Source organism: Ruegeria sp. AB9, from assembly GCF_056542585.1.
Window position 1 is genome coordinate 516,205 of the sequence record NZ_JBQGAA010000001.1, and the last position, 20,641, is coordinate 536,845.

Consider the following 20,641-nt stretch of genomic DNA (forward strand, 5'->3'; position numbering starts at 1 on the left):
CATGTCCAAACAGTTTCCGCGGCTTGAAGACGCCCACCGAAAGTTCATCGAAGACCAACACATGTTCTTCGTCGGTACCGCCGGGGCTGAGGGTCGGGTCAATATTTCCCCCAAGGGAATGGACACGCTGCGGGTACTGGGGCCAAACCGCATTGTCTGGGTAAACCTGACAGGTAGCGGCAATGAAACGGCGGGGCATCTTTTACAGGTCGACAGGATGACCCTGATGTGGTGTTCCTTCACCACACGCCCGATGATCCTGCGCACTTATGGAACGGCCCGCTGCCTGCATGTCGGGAATGATGGCTGGGACGAACTCGCCGGGCTTTTCCCCAATCACCGCAGTGCCCGACAGATATATGACCAGTCCATTGACATGGTGCAGACCTCGTGCGGCTATGCCGTGCCTTTTATGGAGTTCCAATCCGACCGTGACACAATGCAAAAATGGGTGGATAGAAAATCAGACGAGGAAATCCGTTCCTATTGGGTTGAGAAAAACGGGAAGACGATTGATGGAAAACCAACAGGCGTTCCTGTCTGATCAAAATGCTGACCGGTTTTCTTGATCAAATCAAAGCCCACGCAGACCCAGAGCGTGCGGACCAGATGGCGGCTTATCATAAGGTAGACCGACCCTATCTGGGCGTGTCAAACCCGGTTCTCAACGACCTGACCAAAGCGTGGCGGCAGGAATTGGATATTCCCGCGCGTGTCGCACTGGCGGATGAGCTTTGGAAAACCGATATTCACGAAGGCCGCCTTGCCGCAGCCAAACTTCTGACCCAGGCGCGTATCCGGCCCGACGAAACAGCTTGGACATTGCTCAAAAGCTGGTTGCCGGACTTCGATGCTTGGGCCGTTGCCGATCATGCCTGTATGGCGATGCAAAAGCGGCTTTCAGCAGATCCTGAACGGCTGAACGAAGTGGAGCAATGGACTTCGTCCGATCACATGTGGACCCGGCGCGCGGCCCTTGTCGCGACCCTGCCCTGGACGAAACAGAACCACCCCAAGCCCCACGACCTGCACCGCCGCGACCGCATCCTCGGCTGGGCCGCCGGATATGTTTCGGACCGAAACTGGTTCATCCAGAAATCCATCGCCTGGTGGCTGCGTGAGCTATCCAAACACGACCCGGAGCGTGTGATCGCTTTTCTGGATATACACGGCGATGCCATGAAACCGTTTGCCCGCCGGGAAGCAGGTAAATACCTGAAAAATCAGTCGGCGTAGACCTCAACCTCGACAAGCTCGTCGAAGGGCACCAACAAGGCTCTCATGGCGTCCAAAGACAAACGGCTGCCGCCACTGTCGGGACCCGAAACCGGGACCAAAGTGATGTAGGCCTGCGCCCCTGTTCTGGGAACCACGACACGCGCCGTAACTTCGCTGTCCACCAGCGGTGTCTGCATCCAGCGCCCCGGAGTGGTCGGATCCCCAAGCCCGGCAATAGTGGTTTTCGCACCAACCCAATTCGGGCGCGCGGAAACCGGCTCAGGTTGCAGCACCTCTTCGGTGACGGCCGTCGTGGCTTCGGCCTCAGACGAGGCCGGAGCTGGCGCGTCACCCCCGCCAAACACGCGGTCAGTCGTTGACCGTACCGCGTCGCACCCGGTTATCAGCAAACATAGCAAAACAAGTATTTTCTTCATGCCGGAAACCTACAGCCCTGCGCCCATCTGTTCCAGCGCAAAGCGCAGTTCGCCCTTGTCGCGGACCGGTTCCAGCTTTACCTATTACGGCATGACAGCTCCGCTTATCGACCCGTTTGCCCGCGCCATCACCTATCTTCGCGTCTCCGTCACGGACCGCTGCGATTTCCGCTGCGTGTATTGCATGTCCGAGAACATGACCTTTCTGCCAAAGAAAGACCTGCTGACGCTGGAGGAACTGGACCGGATGTGTTCGACCTTTGTCAAGATGGGGGTCGAAAAGCTGCGCATCACGGGTGGCGAACCACTGGTGCGCCGTAATATCATGACCTTTTTCAACGCCATGACCCGTCATCTGGACAGCGGCGCACTGAAGGAGCTGACGCTGACAACCAACGGCTCACAACTGCATCGCTTTTCCGAAGACCTGTATGCTGCCGGAGTGCGGCGGGTGAATGTTTCTCTGGACACATTGGACGATGACAAGTTTGCCAAGGTCACGCGCTGGGGTCGCCTGAAACAGGTATTGAACGGAATTGACGCTGCGCAAAAGGCTGGTTTGCGGATCAAGATCAATGCGGTCGCCCTGAAGGGGTTCAATGAGCCTGAACTTCCGAAGATCACGGAATGGTGTGCCGAGCGTGATATGGATCTGACCTGGATCGAAGTCATGCCTATGGGCGATATTGGCAACGAAGACCGCCTGGACCAGTACTGGTCGCTCAAGGACGTCCGGAAAGAGTACGAAAACCACTATTCCGTCACCGATCTGACCGAACGCACCGGTGGCCCGGCGCGGTATGTCCGGCTGGAAGAAACCGGTCAGAAAATCGGTTTCATCACACCGCTGTCGCACAATTTCTGCGAAAGCTGTAACCGGGTCCGCCTGACATGCACTGGCGAGCTTTACATGTGTCTTGGTCAGGAAGACATGGCCGATCTGCGCGGCGCCCTGCGCGACCATCCGGATACCGAACAGCCACTTGAGAATGCCATCCGCTCGGCGATTACCCTCAAACCCAAAGGGCATGACTTCGACTATTCCCGCCAAGCCGTCGATGGCCAGATGAGCCGTCATATGAGCCACACAGGCGGCTGATATGCCGGATCACGACGGTCGTCCCACGGCGTTGTACCATTTGTACTGCGCCCTCACGTCTCTGGCCGCGCCTCTGATATGGCGGACCGTTCGAAACAAACTGCGGGCAGCAGACGTACCTGTTGAGCGCCAACAAGAACGCCTGGGTCATGCCAGCCTGCCCCGGCCAGAAGGGCGTTTGATCTGGTTTCACGCCGCCAGCGTTGGCGAAAGCCTTTCCGTCCTCAGCCTGATCAAACGGCTGGCAGACCGCCTGCCCGAAACCGAATTTCTAATCACCTCCGGCACCCCGACTTCAGCCTCTCTGATCGAAAAGCGCCTGCCTCCTCTTACGCGGCACCAATATCCACCACTTGATACAGCGGGCCCGGTCCTGCGCTTCTTGAACCATTGGCAACCAGATGGCGGGGTTTTCGTCGAAAGCGAGATCTGGCCGCGGCTGATTGTCGAAAGTGCCAAACGCGACGTTCCGCTGGCCCTGTTGAATGCAAGACTGTCCGACAAATCCGTCGCAGGCTGGGAAAAGAGACCAAGGACAGCACGGTTCGTTCTGAACAAATTCAACCTTTTCCTGACGCAAAACGACAAAACCGCAGCCAACCTCACGGCCATGGGTGCCCCTGCCGATCGAGTCCGACCCGGCACCAATCTCAAAGCCATGTCCGATCCCCTTCCCGTGGATCAAAACACGCTGGATGACATACGTGCGCAAATCGCCGACAGACCGGTATGGATCGCCAGTTCGACCCATGCAGGCGAAGAAGAAAGCGTTCTGGCCGCGCATAAATCACTTATGGACCGCTGGCCGGAACTTCTGCTTCTGCTAATCCCGCGCCACCCAGAGCGACGCGGCGAGATCGCTAAACTACTTAAAGATTCCGATCTCAACGCCGCGTTCCGATCAGATAATTCCCGGGTCAGAAACGAAACCCAAGTATATGTCGCGGATACATTGGGCGAGACCGGGACATGGTATGCACTATGTCCCATCGTGTTCCTGGGTGGCTCTCTGAAGGAAATCGGCGGCCACAACCCCTTCGAACCGGCACAAGCCGGAGCCGCCGTGATAACTGGCCCCGGATACTTCAATTTTGCGGAAACATTCGCACCATTGATCAAAACTGGTGGTGCCATTGAGGTTCAAACCACAAAGGATCTCGCTGCAGCGGTCGAGCGTTGGCTTTCAGACAGTCAGGCCCTGACACATGCTTGTCGGGCCGCCCAATCCTGCGTCAAAACACAAAGTAACGCGCTGAACTCTGTCATTGACACGCTGTGCACGTCGCTCGACCTGACGTGAAAGGGCCGGGTCCCTCTTCATCTGGCTAAAAATACCTCAGGGGTGTAGGGGCAGAGCCCCCATTCTTTCCCTCAGGCCGCTGGCATCCGCTGCTCAACGATCTCTGCCCACCAACTGCACCCGGCAGGAATCGCTTCATCGTTAAAATTGTACTCCGGATGATGGACCATCGCGGTGTCACCATTGCCCACAAGAATATACGCGCCCGGACGTTCCTCCAGCATGAAGGCGAAATCTTCACCGCCCATGACCAGAGGCGCCTCGTCACAATCCCCGGATACCGACCGGGCGACATCGGCCGCGAATTCCGTCTGTTCGTCACTGTTCACCATCACCGGATACCCACGGATGTAGGTGACGTCCGCGGTGCCTCCGAACGTGGCAGCGATGCCATTGCAGATCTCGTTAATCCGCTTTTCAGCCAGATCGCGCATGTCCTTGCTCATTGTACGCACGGTGCCTTTGATCTGAACGGTCTGTGGGATCACGTTGAAGGCTTTCGACGACGTCTCAAACGACGTCACCGAAACCACGACCTGATCGATCGGATCGGCATTGCGAGAGGAAATGGTTTGCAGCGCCAAAACCGCCTGCGCCGCCAGAACGGTGGTATCAACTGTTTCATGAGGCTTGGCAGCGTGGCCGCCGCGCCCTTCGAAAGTGATGTCAAACTGATCGGTTGCAGCAAAGAATGAACCCGGGCGAATAGCGAACTTGCCGATAGGCTGCCCCGGCCAGTTGTGCATTCCATAGACTTCCTGAATATTCCAGCGGTCCATCATGCCATCTTCGCACATTTCGCGACCACCGCCGCCGCCCTCTTCTGCTGGCTGAAAGATCACAACAACCGTGCCATCGAAATTGCGGGTTTCGGACAGGTATTTCGCAGCCCCCAACAGCATCGCCGTGTGGCCATCATGGCCACAGGCATGCATGGCACCCGGCGTTTTCGAGGCGTAATCCAGCCCCGTCGCCTCATGGATGGGCAGCGCATCCATATCCGCCCGCAAACCGATGACCTTGCCATTGCTGTCCGATTTGCCCTTGATCACACCCACGACGCCGGTACGCCCTATGCCGGTAACAACCTCGTCGCAGCCAAACTCTTTAAGTTTCTCGGCCACCACTGCACTCGTACGGTGAGTTTCGAACAGGATTTCCGGGTTTTCGTGCAGATCCCGTCGCCAGGCGGTGATTTCATCCTGCAATTCGGCAAAGCGGTTTTTGACTGGCATATCTTCTCTCTCCTAATTCAAGCCGCCGGCATTCGGCGCTCGACCATTTCTGCAAACCACGAGCATCCGATCGGGATAATCTCGTCGTTGAAGTTGTATTCAGGGTGGTGCAACCCGGCGCTGTCGCCATTGCCCAGAACGATGAATGCTCCGGGCCGTTCTTCCAGCATGAACGAGAAATCTTCGCCCCCCATCACCATCGGCGCCTCGATGCAGCTGCCGCCGACCGAGACTGCGGCTTCTTCGGCAAATCCCGTCTGAGCTTCGGCATTGATCGTCACGGGAACACCGCGCGTATAGTTGACGTTCACGGAACCACCGAATGTCGCAGCGATTCCTTCTGCGACCTCTTCGAGGCGTTGTTCGATCAGGTCCCGCATCTCGTTGGAATGGGTCCGGACGGTACCGCGTATCTGCGCCGATTGCGGGATTACGTTGAACGCATTCGAGGACGTCTCGACCGAGGTCACGGACAGCACGGCTTGCAGGATCGGATCCGCATTGCGCGACACAATCGTCTGCAATGCCACAATCAGCTGCGACAGCATCACCGTTGTATCGACCGTCTCATGGGGTTTTGCAGCGTGGCCTCCGCGCCCTTCAAGATGGATGTCAAACTCGTCCGCCGCAGCCAGTAACGGGCCCGAGCGGATAGCGAATTGCCCGGTCGGTACGCCCGGCACGTTGTGCATCGCATAAACTTCCTGAATGCCAAACCGGTCCATCAGACCGTCCTTACACATGGCCTCGGCGCCATTCCCGCCCTCTTCTGCGGGCTGAAAGATCACGATTGTCGTGCCATCGAAATTGCGCGTCTCAGTCAGGTACTTTGCCGCTCCTAAAACCATCGCAGTATGCCCGTCATGCCCACAGGCATGCATCGCATCTGGCGTTTTCGAGGCATAGTCCAGCCCGGTCTGCTCCTGCATCGGCAGAGCATCCATGTCGGCTCGCAGACCAACCACGCGGCCTTGCGTGTCGCTCTTACCTCGAATAACCCCGACCACGCCGGTGCGACCGATGCCCGTTACGACCTCATCACACCCGAATTCCTTCAGTTTGTCGGCCACCAGTGCGCTGGTGCGGTGTGTGTCGTACAGAATTTCCGGATGTTGGTGAATGTCACGCCGCCAACCTGTGATCTCTTCGTGCATCTCTGCGAGGCGGTTTTTGATCGGCATGGCATTCTCCCTGATTTAAGCGACGGGCAATCGTCGTTCCACAATCTCGGCAAACCAACTGCAGCCGGCGGGAATCGCGTCGTCGTCAAAATTGTATTCCGGGTGATGGCACATGGCCGTATCCCCGTTCCCGATAAAGATGTAGGCTCCGGGCCGTTCTTCAAGCATGTAGGCGAAATCTTCCGAGGGCATGATCGGATCAGTGTTGCCATTGACCTTTCCCGCGACAGCCTCGGCCGCCTCGGCAGCGTACGCCGTCTCTGCCTCGGAATTTACCGTCACAGGATACCCCGGCGTCCAGACAACATCAGCTCTTGCTCCAAAGGCCGAAGCCGTATCCTCGGCGATTCTGCGCACGCGCTCTTCTGCAATCGTGCGGTATTCGGGATCGAGCGTCCGGACGGTTCCCTGCAAACGAACTGTATGCGCAATCACGTTCGAAGCAACGCTGTCCGTTTCGAACGTACCCACTGTCAGGACAACGCGTTTGATCGGATCAACGGTACGCGCCACAACGGATTGCAACGACACAACGATATGCGAGGCCACCAGCGTCGCGTCCACCGCGTCATGCGGCGCGGCTGCGTGTCCGCCCTTGCCGGTGATCATGATTTCGAACTCGTCAGATGAGGCCAGCAGTGCACCGGGCCGAATCGCGAACTCTCCTACCGGCAACCCCGGCATATTGTGCATGCCATAGACTTCGTGAATACCCCAGCGATCCATCAGACCGTCCTGACACATTGCCAGACCACCTGCGCCGCCTTCTTCCGCGGGCTGAAAAATCAGGACAGCTGTGCCATCAAAATTTCGGGTCTCGGCCAGATACTGGGCGGCCCCAAGCAGCATCGAGGTATGCCCGTCATGCCCGCAGGCGTGCATCTTGCCCGAGGCAGTAGAGGCATAGTCCAGCCCCGTCGCTTCTTCGATCGGCAAGGCGTCCATATCTGCGCGCAACCCGATCACGCGTCCGGTCGTGTTCTGCCGCCCCCGGATAACAGCCACGACACCCGTCTTGCCAATTCCCGGAGTGATCTCATCGACACCAAATTCCTTGAGGCGCTCGACGACGAATGCAGCAGTTTCGTGCACGTCATACATCAGTTCCGGGTGCGCATGCAGGTGGCGGCGCCACTTGGTGATATCGCCGTGCATTTCTGCAAGTCTGTTTTTGACAGGCATCTCAAAACCTTCCTCTGAGCTGCTGATGCTACTTTAGATTCTACTCGGCGCTCAGCTTTTCAACCAAGCGCTGCATAAACTTATGACCGGCTTCAAATTGTGCAATCGATATGAACTCGTTCGGTTGATGAGCCTGCGCAATATCACCAGGACCGCAAATCACGGCTGAATACCCGGCCTCCTGAAACTGACCCGCCTCGGTCCCGTAGCTGACGACGTGGCTTGCATTGTCCCCGGTCAGAACGCGCACCAAAGCTTCTGCTTCGCCGTCCTTTTCAGGCACCAGCCCCGGGATCGAAAAGTGCTCAGACAATTCGATGCGGGCGTCCGGATGAACAGTCTGCATCCGGGCCTCGGCCGCGCGGACCTGCTGGAAATACGCATCCTGCCAATGCGCCTTGGATTCATCCGGCACGGTGCGGAAATCCATCATGAACCGACAGTCTTTGGCAGTGATGTTGTGAGCCGTACCGCCTTCGATCATGCCAACATGACAGGTCGTCCACGGTGGATCGAATACAGCGGCAACCGCGCTGGGATCTGCCGCCATGTTCTTCGCGTTTTGCTGATTGGCCCAGTCGATCAGAGGAGCAGCCTCCAGGATCGCGTTGACGCCTGTATGCATGATGGAGCTGTGAACTTCGAACCCTACGATATGGGTATCAAAGCCGAAACCGCCTTTGTGCCCTGTCACGGCCTGCATCATCGACGGCTCACCCACAATCACCGCTGACCCCTTGGGAAAAACCTCTTGCATTGCCTCAATCATGGGCGGGGCACCGGTGCATCCAACTTCTTCGTCAAAGCTGAGCGCAAGTTGAAGCGGTCGCTTGATATCAGTGTAACGCGCTTCGACCAGAGCCCAAATCGCCAAAGCGTCAAAGCCCTTCATGTCGCAGGTGCCGCGCCCGAAATACTTGCCGTCTTTCTCGGTCACCGTGAACGGGTCAGTATCCCACGGTTGCCCGTCAACCGGCACGACATCGGTATGGCCGGACAGAATCACCGCGCCTTCTTGCAAAGGACCAACATGCGCAATGATCGCGGCTTTGTGCGGCTGATCCGGATCGGGCCAGCGATGCGGTTCGATTCCATGGCCTTTCAGGTATTCCTCAACCCAATCCACCAAAGGTAGATTGGTTTCACGGCTTACGGTTGGAAAAGAGATCAGTTTGGTCATGATCTCAAGCGGCGTCAGGCGTTTTGCCATTGGGGTCAGTATCCGCTGTCCGTAGTCAGAATGAAGTGTCCTGACTCAACCTCTTGATATTGCGAGGGTTCAGGTTTGTGACCGACAGGATGGATCGGAGACGGGATCGGCTTGAAGTTCAGGTCCTTTTCCGATTTGCGCTTGTTCGGGTCCGCAATCGGAACAGCCTTCATCAGCGCCTGCGTATAGGGGTGTTGCGGGTTCTCGAACACGCGTGCACGGGGGCCAAGTTCGACAATGCGGCCAAGATACATCACCCCGACATAATGGCTGACACGCTCAACCACGGCCATATCGTGACTGATGAACAGATAGGACAGGCCCAGCTCAGACTGCAGTTCCATCATCAGGTTCAGAACCTGCGCCTGCACTGATACGTCAAGGGCCGAGACTGCTTCATCCGCGATGATCAGCTTGGGATTCAGGGCCAGAGCACGGGCAATCGCAATCCGCTGACGCTGACCACCGGACATTTCGTGCGGGAACCGACGCATGAAGCTGCGCGGCAGTTGAACCTTGTCGAAAAGTTGCGCCACACGATCCTGCAATTCCGATCCCGATGCGACGCCATAGTTGCGCATCGGCTCGGCCACTTGATCAACCAGTTGCATCTGCGGGTTCAGCGATGCGAACGGATCCTGAAAGATCATCTGCATATCAAGCCGCGCCTTGCGCAAGCCCGACTGGTCCAGCTTCATGATATCGACGCCGTCCAGATTAATCTCACCCGCCAGCGGCTCGACAAGTCGCAGGATCGAACGCCCAGCCGAAGATTTGCCACAGCCGGATTCACCAACAAGACTAAGGGTTTGCCCCTTATTCAAAGTGAACGAAACATCTTCGACCGCGTGCACGTTCGAGATCGTGCGGCGCAACAGCCCGCCTTTCACCGGAAATCGAGTGGTCAGGTTTTTTACCGTCAGCAGAACGTCTTCTGTGCCCGGGATCGGCGCAATATTTTGCCCTTCCACGCCCAACAACTTCATGGGCTCAGGTGCCGATTTGCCCTGCATCTCACCCAGTTTCGGCACCGCAGCCAGCAGAGCTTTGGTATAGTCGTGCTGCGGGTTTTCAAAGATCTCTTTGACTGTGCCCTCTTCGACTTTGTTGCCGCGGAACATGACCACCACGCGGTCCGCCATCTGAGCAACCACAGCCATATCGTGGGTGATAAACATCACTGCAGTACCGGTTTCCCGCTTGAGGCGATCCATCAGCGCAAGAATCTCGGCCTGGATGGTCACGTCCAGTGCTGTGGTGGGTTCATCTGCAATCAACAGGCGCGGTTCACAGGCCATTGCCATCGCAATGACAACTCGCTGGCGCATCCCACCCGACAACTCGTGCGGGTATTGCTTCAGGCGACGTTCGGGCTCGGGGATGCGAACCTGACGCAGCAATTCCAGCGCCCGGTCCTCGGCCTGCGCCTTCGACATGTCTTTGTGGATGCGCAGACCTTCGGTCAATTGGCGACCCACGGTGAAAACGGGGTTCAGCGCCGTCATCGGTTCCTGAAAGATCATCCCGATCTCATTGCCGCGAATCTGTTTCATCAGATCCTGATCGGCTTTTGACAGATCCATTTCTTCGCCATCGCGACGATCAAACAGCAGTTCTCCGCCCGCGATTTCACCGCCACCGAACTCGACCAGCCGCATCAGCGACAACGACGAAACCGACTTTCCAGAGCCCGATTCGCCAACGATACAAACGGTTTCGCCTGGTTTGACCTCGAATGAGACGTCTTCGACCCCGACAACAGGACCGTCCTTCGTCTGAAATTCCACCCGCAGTTTTTTGATTTGGGCAATAGGCTGATCCAGCACGCTCGCGCTCCCTTGACGACGTTATTCTTGTTCTGAATGCCGAACGCTACGGCGGGCCACCAGGAAAAGTCAAACCCATTACACATTTTCGCGACGGCACCACTTGCATTTTTCTCAAGTTCTGTTTCGATACCCAACGTAACCGGCTTGGGGCGGCGGCGCCGATGGAAATCGTTAGCGCTTTTATCATTGTTGATCAAAACGTTACCCCGATACGGCAACGCCAAACCCGCAGGCCTTGCGGAGATAATCGAGACACGAACGTGTCCAATTCGGGAGTGACTTATGAAAATCAAAACCCTTTTGCTTGGTGCGATCGCGAGCACGGCAATGGCCCCGGTGGCCTTTGCCGAGCGCGGTTCGGACGGCAATGTCAGCATCATCTATTGGCAGGCACCATCAATCCTGAACCCGTTCCTGTCGGGTGGCACCAAAGACATCGAGGCCGCCTCGCTGGTCATCGAGCCGCTGGCCCGCTATGACCAGGATGGTAACATGGTACCTTTCCTGGCCGCAGAAGTACCTACGGTTGAAAATGGTGGCGTCAGCGAAGACCTCACTTCGATCACTTGGAAAATCGCGCCTGGAATCACTTGGTCGGATGGCACACCGTTCACCTCGGCGGATGTGAAATTCACTGCTGATTACTGCATGCATCCCGAAGGCGGCTGTGCGCAGGTAACCAAATTTGAAGGCGTTACCTCGGTCGAAGCGGTTGACGATATGACCGTCAAAGTAACATTCGACGCGCCGACCCCCTTCCCCTACGGCCCGTTTGTTGGCGGTGAAAGCCCGATCCTGCAGAAGGCCCAGTTCGACAATTGCATGGGTGCCAAAGCCCCGGAATGCACCGAACAGAACTTCAACCCGATTGGCACAGGTCCGTTTGTCGTCACCGAGTTCAAGCCGAATGACGTGATTACTTTCAAGGCCAACGACAACTACCGCGATCCGGCCAAGCCCGCCTTCGCGACCGTGACCTTCAAAGGCGGCGGTGACGCGACTGCTGCGGGTCGTGCCGTCATGGAAACAGGCGAATTTGACTATGCCTGGAACCTGCAGCTGGCACCGGAAGTGATCGCGCAGATGCAGGAAGGTGGCAAAGGAACACCGGTTGCTGGCTTCGGCCCGCTGGTCGAGCGCATTATGTTGAACCAGACCAACCCCTCGCCCGATCTTCCGGAAGGCGAGCGTTCGACGGCTGCCCATCCGCACCCGTTCCTGCAGGACCCGGCAGTTTACAAAGCGATGTCCATGGCCATCGACCGTCCGCTGCTGGTTGAGATCGGTTATGGTCAGGCGGGTAAAGTGACCTGTAACTGGGTTCCGGCCCCTGCCGCGTTCAACTCGACTTCGATGACCTGCGACACGCAGGATATCGAAGGCGCGAAAAAGTTGCTGGATGATGCAGGCATCGTCGATACCAATGGCGATGGTGTCCGCGAAAAAGACGGTGTTCCAATGAAAATCGTCTATCAGACTTCGACCAACGCCGTCCGTCAGGACTTCCAGGCGCTGATCAAGGAATGGTGGAGCCAGATCGGCATCGAATCCGAGCTGCGCAACATCAACGCATCGGTCTTCTTCGGTGGTGACCCGGGTTCGCCCGATACCTTCCAGAAGTTCTATGCCGACGTTGAGATGTACGCCAATACCTTCAACGGCACCGACCCGCAGTCTTACCTGGGTAACGGCCTGTGCGACAAAGCACCTCGCCCTGACTCGCAGTGGCAGGGTGAAAACATCAGCCGCTTCTGCAACGAAGAGTTCGATGCTCTGCACGCCAAACTGGCTGAAACCGCTGGTCTTGAGCAGCGTGCCGAGATCGCGAAGCAGTTGAACGACATCATGGTTGAGAACGGCGGTATGATCCCGCTGGTGCACCGTGGTCGTCTGTCGGCGCACGCAAACACCTTGGGTGGTGTTGTCCTGAACGTTTGGGACAGCGAGCTGTGGAACATTGCGGACTGGTACCGCAAGACCGGTTCCTAAGCACTGACCTTGCAAAGCCGCGCCCCGATCGTTATCGGGGCGCGGTCATTTGCACACCACTCCAACAAGAAGACGCATATAAAGGCGCCTCTTAATGCTCAATTTTACAATCAGACGACTGGTGCTGGCCGTTCCAACACTGCTGTTCATCAGCCTCGTCATCTTCCTGCTCCTCGAATTCGCACCAGGCGACCCGATGGCGCAGGTTCCCCTCACCGTTCCCCCCGAAGTCAAAGAGAAGATGCGCGAAGCGCTGGGCCTGGGCCAGCCGATGCACATCCGGTTCTGGAAGTGGATCGTTCAGTTCTTCTGGATCGAGCCTCAGGTTCTGATCGACTCCATGTTCGGTACGACCTTCTCCGAAGGCGACCTGCGCGTGATTTCATGGCAGACCCGCTCGCCCGTCATGGACATCGTCGTTCAGCGTATCCCGCAGACCCTGTGGGTTGTTGGCACCGCCTACGTGGTCGCCATCCTGATCGCCCTGCCGATCGGCATCTATTCCGCTTACCGCCAGTATTCCTGGTTCGACCAGATGGGTACCTTCGTGTCGATGGTCGGATTCTCGGTTCCGCCCTTCTTCTCGGGCGTGCTGGTGATCGTGATCTTCTCGGTCCAGCTGGGCTGGTTCCCGTCGATCTACGACACAACGCATGTGGTTAACAGTTGGGATAGCTTCGTGGTGCAGTTGAAGCAGATGATCATGCCAGTCATGGTGCTGGCCCTGCAGATCACCGCGCAGCTCAGCCGGTTCATGCGCGCCTCGATGCTGGACAACCTCAATCAGGATTATGTCCGCACCGCACGCGCCAAGGGCCTCAGCGAATACACGGTGGTCATGGTCCACGTCCTGCGCAACTCGATGATCCCGGTGGTTACTGTTATTGCGCTGGGTATCCCGGCCATCTTCGGTGGCGCCATCATCACCGAGCAGGTGTTCAAAGTGAATGGCATCGGTCAATTGCTGATCGGCGCGATCCAGGCCAACGACCTGCCGATGGTGCAAACCCTGACCTTCATCTTTGCTGTACTGATCGTGCTGTTCAACCTTGTAGCAGACGTTCTCTACGGCATTCTTGATCCGAGGATTCGCTATGACTGATCACGATAAATCAGACACGCTGATCCCCGACGAAGGTCTGGCTCCGGCATCCACCGCGTTGCCAACCGCCGACGTGATGGAGGAGCTTACGACTCCTCCCCGCAGCCAGTGGCGTGACGTGTGGGATCAGTTCAAGACGCACAAAGGGGCAATGCTGGGTGCGATCCTGTTCATCTTCATCGTTGCAGGCGTCTATCTGGGGCCATATCTCTGGAGCATTGATCCGACGCAGATCGATATCCGGGCACGTAATCAGGGGCCAAGCTGGGGGCATCCATTCGGCACCGACCAACTGGGGCGGGATATTCTGGCGCGCATGATGTCGGGTGGGCAAACTTCGGTATCCGTAGGCATCACCGCGATGCTGCTGGCGCTGTTTCTGGGATCGTTCATCGGCGTTCTGGCCGGGTTCTTCAAACGGCTGGATGGCCCGCTTATGCGCCTGACCGACCTGTTTCTGGCCCTGCCCCTGCTGCCATTGTTGCTGGTCATGATGCTGCTGTTCCGCGAGCCCCTGTCGGCCGCTTTCGGACTGGAGCGTGGAATCTTCATCCTGATTGTCTGCGCCATCGGCATTACCTCATGGATGCCTACAGCGAGGATCGTACGGGGTGACGTGCTGGCCATCAAAGAGCGTGAATTTGTGCTGGCAGCCCGATCCATTGGCACCAGCAATTCACAGATCATCACACGGCATATCCTGCCGAACGTGTTGTCTCCGATCATGGTATCGGCGACGCTGGGGATTGCTACGGCCATCATCACCGAAAGCGCGCTTTCCTTCCTGGGTTTGGGCTTCCCGCCCGATTTCCCGACATGGGGCCGCCTGCTGTTCGACGGTGTCGACTACCTGCAGCAGTATCCTGAGCGCGTGTTCTGGCCCGGCCTGGCGATCTCGCTGACGGTGCTGAGCGTCAACTACTTGGGTGACGGTCTGCGCGACGCGCTGGATCCGCGCATCCGCGGGCGTTAAACAACTCTTAGCCGGTGCGCTTCAGCGCGCCGGCTAAGAACACGATCAGAACGGCCAATGGCAGCAACCTTGCAAAAGCCAGACGCAGGCCGAACAATTCCGCCAAAAGTCGAACAGCGGCGGACCGATCAACAGATCACATCCCAGTACCTCATGAGACAGGTCCAACCTGTCACGTTCGGCCGGAGCGCCCGACGTTCAGATTCTGAACAAGGCACCATCTAAAATGAACATGGCGACGACGACACGCCATTCAGCAACAATGCTTGTCCCCAGAAGCCCTTGTTCTACTTGCCAAACGCCCCTGTTCTACAGGTCCGGCACCGTTTAGCAAAAGCTGCTTATCCAAGCCGTTTGCGAATACGTTGGATCGCGAACCACACCCCCGCGACAACCGGGATCGTAACTGCCGCAGTCAGCATACCCTTGCTGATGCCCGAGGTCGTCAACGGATACAAAAGGTAACTGACCAGCGACACCGCGTAGTAGCTGATGGCAACGACAGACAACCCCTCGACCGTGTGTTGCAGGCGCAAGGCCAGATCGGCCCGGCGGTCCATGCTTTCCAGCAGTGCCTGGTTTTGCGCGCTGCGTTCCACATCTACCCGCGTTCGCAGCAATTCGCCGGCTCGTATCGCCCTGTCCGACAGTGCCTGCAGACGGTGTTCGGTGGATTTCACAGTTCGAATTGCCGGGTCATAGCGGCGCATCATGAAATCAGCAAAGTTCTGACCGCCTTCGAAACGTTCTTCTCGCAACACTTCGATCCGCTGGTTGACGATAGCTTCATAAGCTCCCGTTGCTCCGAACCTGAACGAACACCGGGCAGACAAAGTTTCGAGTTCAATCGACGTCGACAACAAATCCTGCAAAAGCGCGTCAGGCTGGGCGGAATTGTCGGTCATCTGCCCCATCAATCGGGTGAGTTGCCCGTCCAACTCTCCGATGCGCGGCATCAGTTGCTTGACGCGCGCAAATCCCAGCATCGACATCGCCTTATATGTTTCAATCTCACACAACCGCTGGACAATTCGCCCGGTCCGGCGCCGCCCGGTGCCCTCGGCCACAAACAATGCAAAGCGCATGTGACCTGCCGGATCGATACGAAAATCGCTGGCGCAAACGGCGGCATCGTCCAGTACTCTGGCCACAGCCAGGCTTTCAGGCTCGAACCAATCCAACAATTTGGATTTCACCACGTCGTCACTTTCGCGTTCGACCACGCGCACCATCGCTGACGTAACCCTTTGGCCCGGACTGGCCATAAGCCAATCGGGTGGAAAGACTTCGAAGTCGGCCGGGTTGAACGCACGGTCGCTCACGTTCTGGGCAATCGCGGTGTAGGTCACAAACTCGGTATGCTGCTCCCACTTCAACCAATGGCGACCGATCTGCCCGGCATAATGCGTCGCGTCGGGTTGCGGGTGCTGCGCACCGTGGCGGTCCAGCAGGTTGATTAAGTGAGCCAAATCCTCACTGCGATCGCGAGCGACTGCAGCATCTGGTTTCTTGATCGCCAGAAAGACCACCGTACAGGGCATCGACGCGACCGGAAACGGTCGCGCATGCAATTCATTGGCCAGCGCATAGCGAAGGGGATGGTCATCTATCGGTGTCATTTAGGGTTCCGCCTCGTTCGGCGCACTATACGACACACAGATGATACATCAATTCTCTTTTTATTTCATATGCTTACATGGATGCGACGGTATACAAGCCCGCTATCTCATTGATTTGGCTGCCACAGCTCGATTGGGTTGCCTTCCGGGTCGTGAATACGGGCGAATTTTCCGACCTCACTGTCCCAATCCGGATGAGTTTCGACCACGATTCCGGCAGCTTCCAGCTGCGCTGTTATCGCACCCAGATCATCAACGCGGAAATTGATCATCCATTGTTGGTCATCCCGCCCGAAATAGTCGGTGTCCTGCGCGAATGGCGCAAAGACCGTGTACCCTTCACGCTGCCTCCAGGGCACAGGATCGCAGTGATTGACGCCCAGATGTTTTTCATACCAAGCGCTTAATAATTCGGGATCACGGGCGCGAAAGAAAACGCCACCGATACCATTTACTGTCTGCATCACCGGCCTCCTGTCATCCGTCATGCCGCATCAGCATAACACACTCATCCAGCTTCATCTGGCTGCAAATACCTTGGAGGTCAGGAGGCAAGGCCTCCCTGCATGCAAAAAAGCAAAGGGCGCCTGCGGGCGCCCTTTGCAATTTGGTCAAAGCCGCGGATCAGTCGATCATGGGCAACAGCTTGTCCAGAGACGCTTTGGCATCGCCGTAGAACATGCGGGTGTTTTCCTTGAAGAACAGCGGGTTTTCGATGCCTGAATAGCCGGTACCCTGACCGCGTTTCGAGACGAACACCTGTTTCGCCTTCCAGCATTCCAGAACCGGCATTCCGGCGATGGGGCTGTTGGGATCTTCCTGTGCCGCAGGGTTCACGATGTCGTTCGAGCCGATGACGATGGCTACATCCGTTTCCGGGAAGTCGTCATTGATCTCGTCCATTTCCAGAACGATGTCATACGGCACCTTCGCCTCGGCCAGCAGCACGTTCATGTGGCCCGGCAGACGGCCCGCGACGGGATGGATCGCAAAGCGGACCTCTTTGCCCTTGGCGCGCAGCTTGCGGACCAGTTCGGAAACTGATTGCTGCGCCTGCGCAACCGCCATGCCGTAACCCGGAATGATGACAACACTGTCGGCGTCGTTCAGGGCTGCGGCCACACCATCGGCCTCAATCGCGATCTGTTCACCTTCGACCGCCATCTGCTCACCCTGCGGGCCGCCAAAGCCGCCCAGGATCACGCTGACAAAGTGACGGTTCATCGCCTTACACATGATGTAGGACAGGATCGCACCCGACGAGCCCACCAGCGCGCCGACCACGATCAGCAGGTCGTTGCCCAGCGAGAAGCCAATGGCCGCAGCCGCCCAGCCCGAGTAGCTGTTCAGCATCGACACAACCACCGGCATGTCGGCGCCGCCGATGCCCATGATCAGGTGATAGCCGATGAACAGCGCCGCCAGCGTCATCAGGAACAGCGGGAAGAAGCCGCCCGAAGCGGTGTACCAGATCAGGCAGATCAGCGAGAGACCCGCTGCGGCTGCGTTCAGCGCGTGACCGCCGGGCAGCTTGGTGGCTGCGGACGTCACCTTGCCCGCCAGCTTGCCATAGGCCACGACCGAGCCGGTAAAGGTGATCGCACCGATGAAGACGCCCAGGAACAGTTCCACATGCAGGATCGACAGCTCCGCCGGGGTTTTCTTGGCGATCAGCTGCCCAAACCCTCCGAGACCGGTGTACAGAACCTCTTTCGAGGCATCCGCAACCGCCATCACTTCGGCGACATTCAGAACTTCAAAATGCGCGTTGAAGCCGACGAACACCGCCGCCAGACCGACCAGCGAGTGCATCGCGGCCACCAGCTGCGGCATCTCGGTCATCTGGACGCGCTGCGCCACGTACTGGCCGATCAGACCACCGCCCGCGATCAGCAACAGCGACAGCAACCACAGGCCCGAACCCGGACCAACCAGCGTGGCAAAGACCGCCAGCGCCATACCGACGATGCCATACCAGACCGCGCGTTTGGCGCTTTCCTGGTTCGACAGACCGCCAAGCGAAAGGATGAACAGAACAGCCGCAACAACATAGGCGGCAGTGGTGAAGCCAAATTCCATGTGCCCGGCCTCCTTAAGATTTCTGGAACATGGCGAGCATGCGCCGGGTTACGAGGAAGCCGCCGAAGATGTTGATCCCGGCCATGAAGACAGACAGCGCCGCCAGCAGAATGACCAGGAACGATCCCGATCCGATCTGCATGAGCGCCCCAACGATGATGATCGACGAGATCGCGTTGGTGATCGCCATCAGCGGTGTGTGCAGGCTGTGCGAGACATTCCAGATCACTTGGAAGCCCACGAAAATGGCCAATACAAAGACGATGAAGTGCTGCATGAAGCTGGCCGGAGCGATCAGCCCCACCAGCAGCATCAGCGCGCCACCGACACCCAGCAGGGTGAACTGCTGCTTGGTCTGCGCCTTGAAGGCCGCAATTTCCTGCGCCCTCTTCTCTTCCGGGGTCAGTTCCTTGACCTCAGGCTTTTTCTGCGCCGCGATCGCCTGCACTTTGGGCGGCGGCGGCGGGAAGGTGATCTCACCCTCATGAGTCACGGTCGCGCCGCGGATAACGTCATCTTCCATGTCATGGTTAATCTGACCGTCCTTCTCGGGCGTCAGGTCAGTCATCATGTGACGGATGTTGGTCGCATAAAGCGACGAGGACTGCGCCGCCATCCGGCTGGGGAAGTCGGTATAGCCGATGATGGTCACGCCATTGTCGGTCACGATCTTCTCATCCGCGACGGTCAGTTTGCAGTTGCCGCCCTTTTCCGCCGCAAGGTCAACGATGACCGAGCCCGGTTTCATCGCCTCGACCATGTCCCTGGTCCAAAGTTCCGGCGCCTCGCGGTTCGGGATCAGCGCGGTGGTGATGACGATGTCCATTTCCGGCGCCAGCTCACGGAACTTGGCCAGCTGCGCCTCGCGGAACTCGTCCGACTGGACGCTGGCATAGCCACCAGTGGCCGCACCGTCCTGCTGGTCTTCTTCAAAGTCCAGATAGACGAACTCGGCCCCCATGGATTCGACCTGTTCCGCAACTTCGGGGCGCACGTCGAACGCGTAAGTGATCGCGCCCAGCGAAGTCGAGGTCCCGATCGCGGCCAGACCGGCCACACCGGCGCCCACGATCAGCACCTTGGCAGGTGGCACCTTACCGGCCGCCGTCACCTGACCGGTGAAGAACCGGCCAAAGTTGTTACCCGCTTCGATCACCGCACGATAACCGGCAATATTGGCCATCGACGACAGCGCGTCCATCTTCTGAGCACGCGAAATCCGCGGCACCATTTCCATGGCAATGACATTCGCGCCCTTGGATTTGGCAAGCTCCATCCCCTCTTCGTTCCCGGCAGGATTGAAGAAAGAAATCAGGGTTTTACCCTTGGTCATCCGCTTCAGTTCGGTCTCGGTCGGGATACGAACCTTGGCGACGATATCTGCAGCCTTCCACAGAGACGCAGCAGTCTTTACGACCTCAACACCTGCGGCTTCGTAAGCAGCATCCGAAAACCCAGCGGCAGCTCCAGCCCCTTTTTCGATCAGGCACTCATAGCCCAGTTTCTGCAGCTGCACGGCCGAGTCCGGTGTCATCGCGACCCGGTTCTCCCCGTCCAATATCTCCTTCGGTGTGCCTATCTTCACTGGCAGTCCCCCTAATTCTTACTCTGTGTGAGCGGGTGGTCGGTATTCTTTGTTAAGCAAACATGTATCCTGCGCAACATTATTTCGCAAGCGCAGCATTTCTTACGTGGTGTAATTGCGGAAGCCACCTTAGATCCAGCGCCGCGTCTTACGCTCGTAGCGAGCGAAATCCGCCCGGAATGTCCGACGCAGGCGATCTTCTTCCGGCAGGATGAACCGGCGCTCCAACACCCAGACGAAGATTGGCACAAGAACCAGTGACAGCACGGCGTCAAACCGAAGGATAAGGCCTGCAAGAATCAGAACGTCACCTACGTAGATCGGGTTTCGACTGCGTTTGTAGATGCCCGATTGCACCATCGATGATGGCGTTTTATGCGGAATGACAGTTGTCTTGTGGCGGCGGAACTCAACTATGGCCAATACGGCCATCAGAATTCCGCCTCCGATCAATACACCGCTGAGAAGGTCGGTAAGACCGCCCTCAAGCGACAGGCCGAACCCCAGAAATTTGGCCTGCAACCATGCCAATACCGCAAAGGCGATCAACCAAACCGGTGGTACATCTATCCAGCGCATTCGGGGCCCTTTTTGAATGACGAC

Annotated in this window: 18 protein-coding genes; 7 read left to right on the plus strand and 11 right to left on the minus strand. The window is 57.6% G+C overall.

Annotation, left to right across the window (positions count from 1 at the left end):
• The first annotated feature begins 1 nt into the window (after nucleotide 1).
• Together ACR0K5_RS02670 and ACR0K5_RS02675 are read left to right on the plus strand one after the other, a co-directional pair.
• The gene (locus tag ACR0K5_RS02670; RefSeq protein ID WP_480628187.1) at nucleotides 2–544 is read left to right on the plus strand and encodes a pyridoxamine 5'-phosphate oxidase family protein; all 543 of its coding nucleotides are present in this window, start codon (nucleotides 2–4) and stop codon (nucleotides 542–544) included.
• A gap of 5 nt (nucleotides 545–549) precedes the next feature.
• Nucleotides 550–1,236 (plus strand): DNA alkylation repair protein, encoded by a 687-nt coding sequence (locus ACR0K5_RS02675; RefSeq protein ID WP_480628188.1) that lies wholly within the window; start codon nucleotides 550–552, stop codon nucleotides 1,234–1,236.
• Here the strand turns inward: ACR0K5_RS02675 and ACR0K5_RS02680 are convergent.
• Nucleotides 1,224–1,655, minus strand: a complete 432-nt coding sequence (locus ACR0K5_RS02680) for a hypothetical protein (RefSeq protein ID WP_480628189.1) — start codon at nucleotides 1,653–1,655, stop codon at nucleotides 1,224–1,226. The genes ACR0K5_RS02675 and ACR0K5_RS02680 overlap by 13 nt on opposite strands.
• Nucleotides 1,656–1,746: 91 nt before the next feature.
• On the opposite strand from ACR0K5_RS02680, the gene moaA reads away from it, so the two are divergent.
• Nucleotides 1,747–2,754 (plus strand): GTP 3',8-cyclase MoaA, encoded by a 1,008-nt coding sequence (gene moaA, locus ACR0K5_RS02685; RefSeq protein ID WP_480628190.1) that lies wholly within the window; start codon nucleotides 1,747–1,749, stop codon nucleotides 2,752–2,754.
• 1 nt (nucleotide 2,755) lies between these two features.
• Nucleotides 2,756–4,054 (plus strand): 3-deoxy-D-manno-octulosonic acid transferase, encoded by a 1,299-nt coding sequence (locus ACR0K5_RS02690; RefSeq protein WP_480628191.1) that lies wholly within the window; start codon nucleotides 2,756–2,758, stop codon nucleotides 4,052–4,054.
• Between the two features lie 71 nt (nucleotides 4,055–4,125).
• On the opposite strand, the gene ACR0K5_RS02695 is transcribed toward ACR0K5_RS02690, so the two are convergent.
• From ACR0K5_RS02695 to ACR0K5_RS02715, 5 genes are read right to left on the minus strand one after another with little or no spacing between them, the layout of a single operon-like run.
• Complete coding sequence (locus ACR0K5_RS02695; RefSeq protein ID WP_480628192.1) at nucleotides 4,126–5,289, minus strand: M20 aminoacylase family protein; 1,164 nt, start codon at nucleotides 5,287–5,289, stop codon at nucleotides 4,126–4,128.
• A gap of 17 nt (nucleotides 5,290–5,306) precedes the next feature.
• The gene (locus ACR0K5_RS02700; RefSeq protein ID WP_480628193.1) at nucleotides 5,307–6,470 is read right to left on the minus strand and encodes a M20 aminoacylase family protein; all 1,164 of its coding nucleotides are present in this window, start codon (nucleotides 6,468–6,470) and stop codon (nucleotides 5,307–5,309) included.
• Between the two features lie 15 nt (nucleotides 6,471–6,485).
• Nucleotides 6,486–7,652, minus strand: coding sequence for a M20 aminoacylase family protein (locus ACR0K5_RS02705; protein ID WP_480628194.1), 1,167 nt, complete (start codon nucleotides 7,650–7,652; stop codon nucleotides 6,486–6,488).
• A 40-nt stretch (nucleotides 7,653–7,692) separates the two neighbouring features.
• A complete protein-coding gene (gene argE, locus ACR0K5_RS02710; RefSeq protein WP_480628195.1) occupies nucleotides 7,693–8,862 on the minus strand; it encodes an acetylornithine deacetylase in 1,170 nt (389 codons plus the stop codon).
• Nucleotides 8,863–8,867: 5 nt separating this feature from the next.
• Entirely contained in the window at nucleotides 8,868–10,688 is a 1,821-nt protein-coding gene (locus ACR0K5_RS02715) for an ABC transporter ATP-binding protein (protein WP_480628196.1), read from the minus strand.
• A 285-nt stretch (nucleotides 10,689–10,973) separates the two neighbouring features.
• Between ACR0K5_RS02715 and ACR0K5_RS02720 the strand changes: the two genes are divergently transcribed.
• From ACR0K5_RS02720 to ACR0K5_RS02730, 3 genes are all read left to right on the plus strand, one after another.
• Nucleotides 10,974–12,680 (plus strand): peptide ABC transporter substrate-binding protein, encoded by a 1,707-nt coding sequence (locus ACR0K5_RS02720; RefSeq protein WP_480628197.1) that lies wholly within the window; start codon nucleotides 10,974–10,976, stop codon nucleotides 12,678–12,680.
• Between the two features lie 94 nt (nucleotides 12,681–12,774).
• On the plus strand, nucleotides 12,775–13,782 hold the full coding sequence (locus tag ACR0K5_RS02725; RefSeq protein WP_480628198.1) for an ABC transporter permease: 1,008 nt from the start codon (nucleotides 12,775–12,777) through the stop codon (nucleotides 13,780–13,782).
• Nucleotides 13,775–14,755 carry an ABC transporter permease gene (locus ACR0K5_RS02730; protein WP_480628199.1) on the plus strand — a complete coding sequence of 327 codons (981 nt, stop codon included), beginning with the start codon at nucleotides 13,775–13,777 and terminating at the stop codon, nucleotides 14,753–14,755. The genes ACR0K5_RS02725 and ACR0K5_RS02730 overlap by 8 nt, the downstream gene beginning before the upstream one ends.
• 341 nt (nucleotides 14,756–15,096) lie before the next feature.
• On the opposite strand, the gene ACR0K5_RS02735 is transcribed toward ACR0K5_RS02730, so the two are convergent.
• From ACR0K5_RS02735 to ACR0K5_RS02755, 5 genes are all read right to left on the minus strand, one after another.
• Nucleotides 15,097–16,374: a DUF3422 family protein gene (locus tag ACR0K5_RS02735; protein WP_480628200.1), complete on the minus strand. Its 1,278-nt coding sequence runs from the start codon at nucleotides 16,372–16,374 to the stop codon at nucleotides 15,097–15,099.
• Nucleotides 16,375–16,481: 107 nt separating this feature from the next.
• Nucleotides 16,482–16,838, minus strand: a complete 357-nt coding sequence (locus tag ACR0K5_RS02740; RefSeq protein WP_480628201.1) for a VOC family protein — start codon at nucleotides 16,836–16,838, stop codon at nucleotides 16,482–16,484.
• A 160-nt stretch (nucleotides 16,839–16,998) separates the two neighbouring features.
• Nucleotides 16,999–18,453: an NAD(P)(+) transhydrogenase (Re/Si-specific) subunit beta gene (locus tag ACR0K5_RS02745; RefSeq protein WP_480628202.1), complete on the minus strand. Its 1,455-nt coding sequence runs from the start codon at nucleotides 18,451–18,453 to the stop codon at nucleotides 16,999–17,001.
• 13 nt (nucleotides 18,454–18,466) lie between these two features.
• The gene (locus ACR0K5_RS02750; protein ID WP_480628203.1) at nucleotides 18,467–20,038 is read right to left on the minus strand and encodes a Re/Si-specific NAD(P)(+) transhydrogenase subunit alpha; all 1,572 of its coding nucleotides are present in this window, start codon (nucleotides 20,036–20,038) and stop codon (nucleotides 18,467–18,469) included.
• A 129-nt stretch (nucleotides 20,039–20,167) separates the two neighbouring features.
• Nucleotides 20,168–20,617: a methyltransferase family protein gene (locus ACR0K5_RS02755; protein ID WP_480628204.1), complete on the minus strand. Its 450-nt coding sequence runs from the start codon at nucleotides 20,615–20,617 to the stop codon at nucleotides 20,168–20,170.
• Between the last annotated feature and the right edge of the window lie 24 nt (nucleotides 20,618–20,641).

Coding starts and splice junctions, on each gene's coding strand:
- ACR0K5_RS02690 (WP_480628191.1), top strand. CDS start 2,756: ATGCCGGATCACGACGGTCGTCCCACGGCGTTGTACCATTTGTACTGC.
- ACR0K5_RS02680 (WP_480628189.1), bottom strand. CDS start 1,655: ATGAAGAAAATACTTGTTTTGCTATGTTTGCTGATAACCGGGTGCGAC.
- moaA (WP_480628190.1), top strand. CDS start 1,747: ATGACAGCTCCGCTTATCGACCCGTTTGCCCGCGCCATCACCTATCTT.
- argE (WP_480628195.1), bottom strand. CDS start 8,862: ATGGCAAAACGCCTGACGCCGCTTGAGATCATGACCAAACTGATCTCT.
- ACR0K5_RS02730 (WP_480628199.1), top strand. CDS start 13,775: ATGACTGATCACGATAAATCAGACACGCTGATCCCCGACGAAGGTCTG.
- ACR0K5_RS02745 (WP_480628202.1), bottom strand. CDS start 18,453: ATGGAATTTGGCTTCACCACTGCCGCCTATGTTGTTGCGGCTGTTCTG.
- ACR0K5_RS02735 (WP_480628200.1), bottom strand. CDS start 16,374: ATGACACCGATAGATGACCATCCCCTTCGCTATGCGCTGGCCAATGAA.
- ACR0K5_RS02720 (WP_480628197.1), top strand. CDS start 10,974: ATGAAAATCAAAACCCTTTTGCTTGGTGCGATCGCGAGCACGGCAATG.
- ACR0K5_RS02705 (WP_480628194.1), bottom strand. CDS start 7,652: ATGCCTGTCAAAAACAGACTTGCAGAAATGCACGGCGATATCACCAAG.
- ACR0K5_RS02740 (WP_480628201.1), bottom strand. CDS start 16,838: ATGCAGACAGTAAATGGTATCGGTGGCGTTTTCTTTCGCGCCCGTGAT.
- ACR0K5_RS02725 (WP_480628198.1), top strand. CDS start 12,775: ATGCTCAATTTTACAATCAGACGACTGGTGCTGGCCGTTCCAACACTG.
- ACR0K5_RS02755 (WP_480628204.1), bottom strand. CDS start 20,617: ATGCGCTGGATAGATGTACCACCGGTTTGGTTGATCGCCTTTGCGGTA.
- ACR0K5_RS02700 (WP_480628193.1), bottom strand. CDS start 6,470: ATGCCGATCAAAAACCGCCTCGCAGAGATGCACGAAGAGATCACAGGT.
- ACR0K5_RS02675 (WP_480628188.1), top strand. CDS start 550: ATGCTGACCGGTTTTCTTGATCAAATCAAAGCCCACGCAGACCCAGAG.
- ACR0K5_RS02695 (WP_480628192.1), bottom strand. CDS start 5,289: ATGCCAGTCAAAAACCGCTTTGCCGAATTGCAGGATGAAATCACCGCC.
- ACR0K5_RS02670 (WP_480628187.1), top strand. CDS start 2: ATGTCCAAACAGTTTCCGCGGCTTGAAGACGCCCACCGAAAGTTCATC.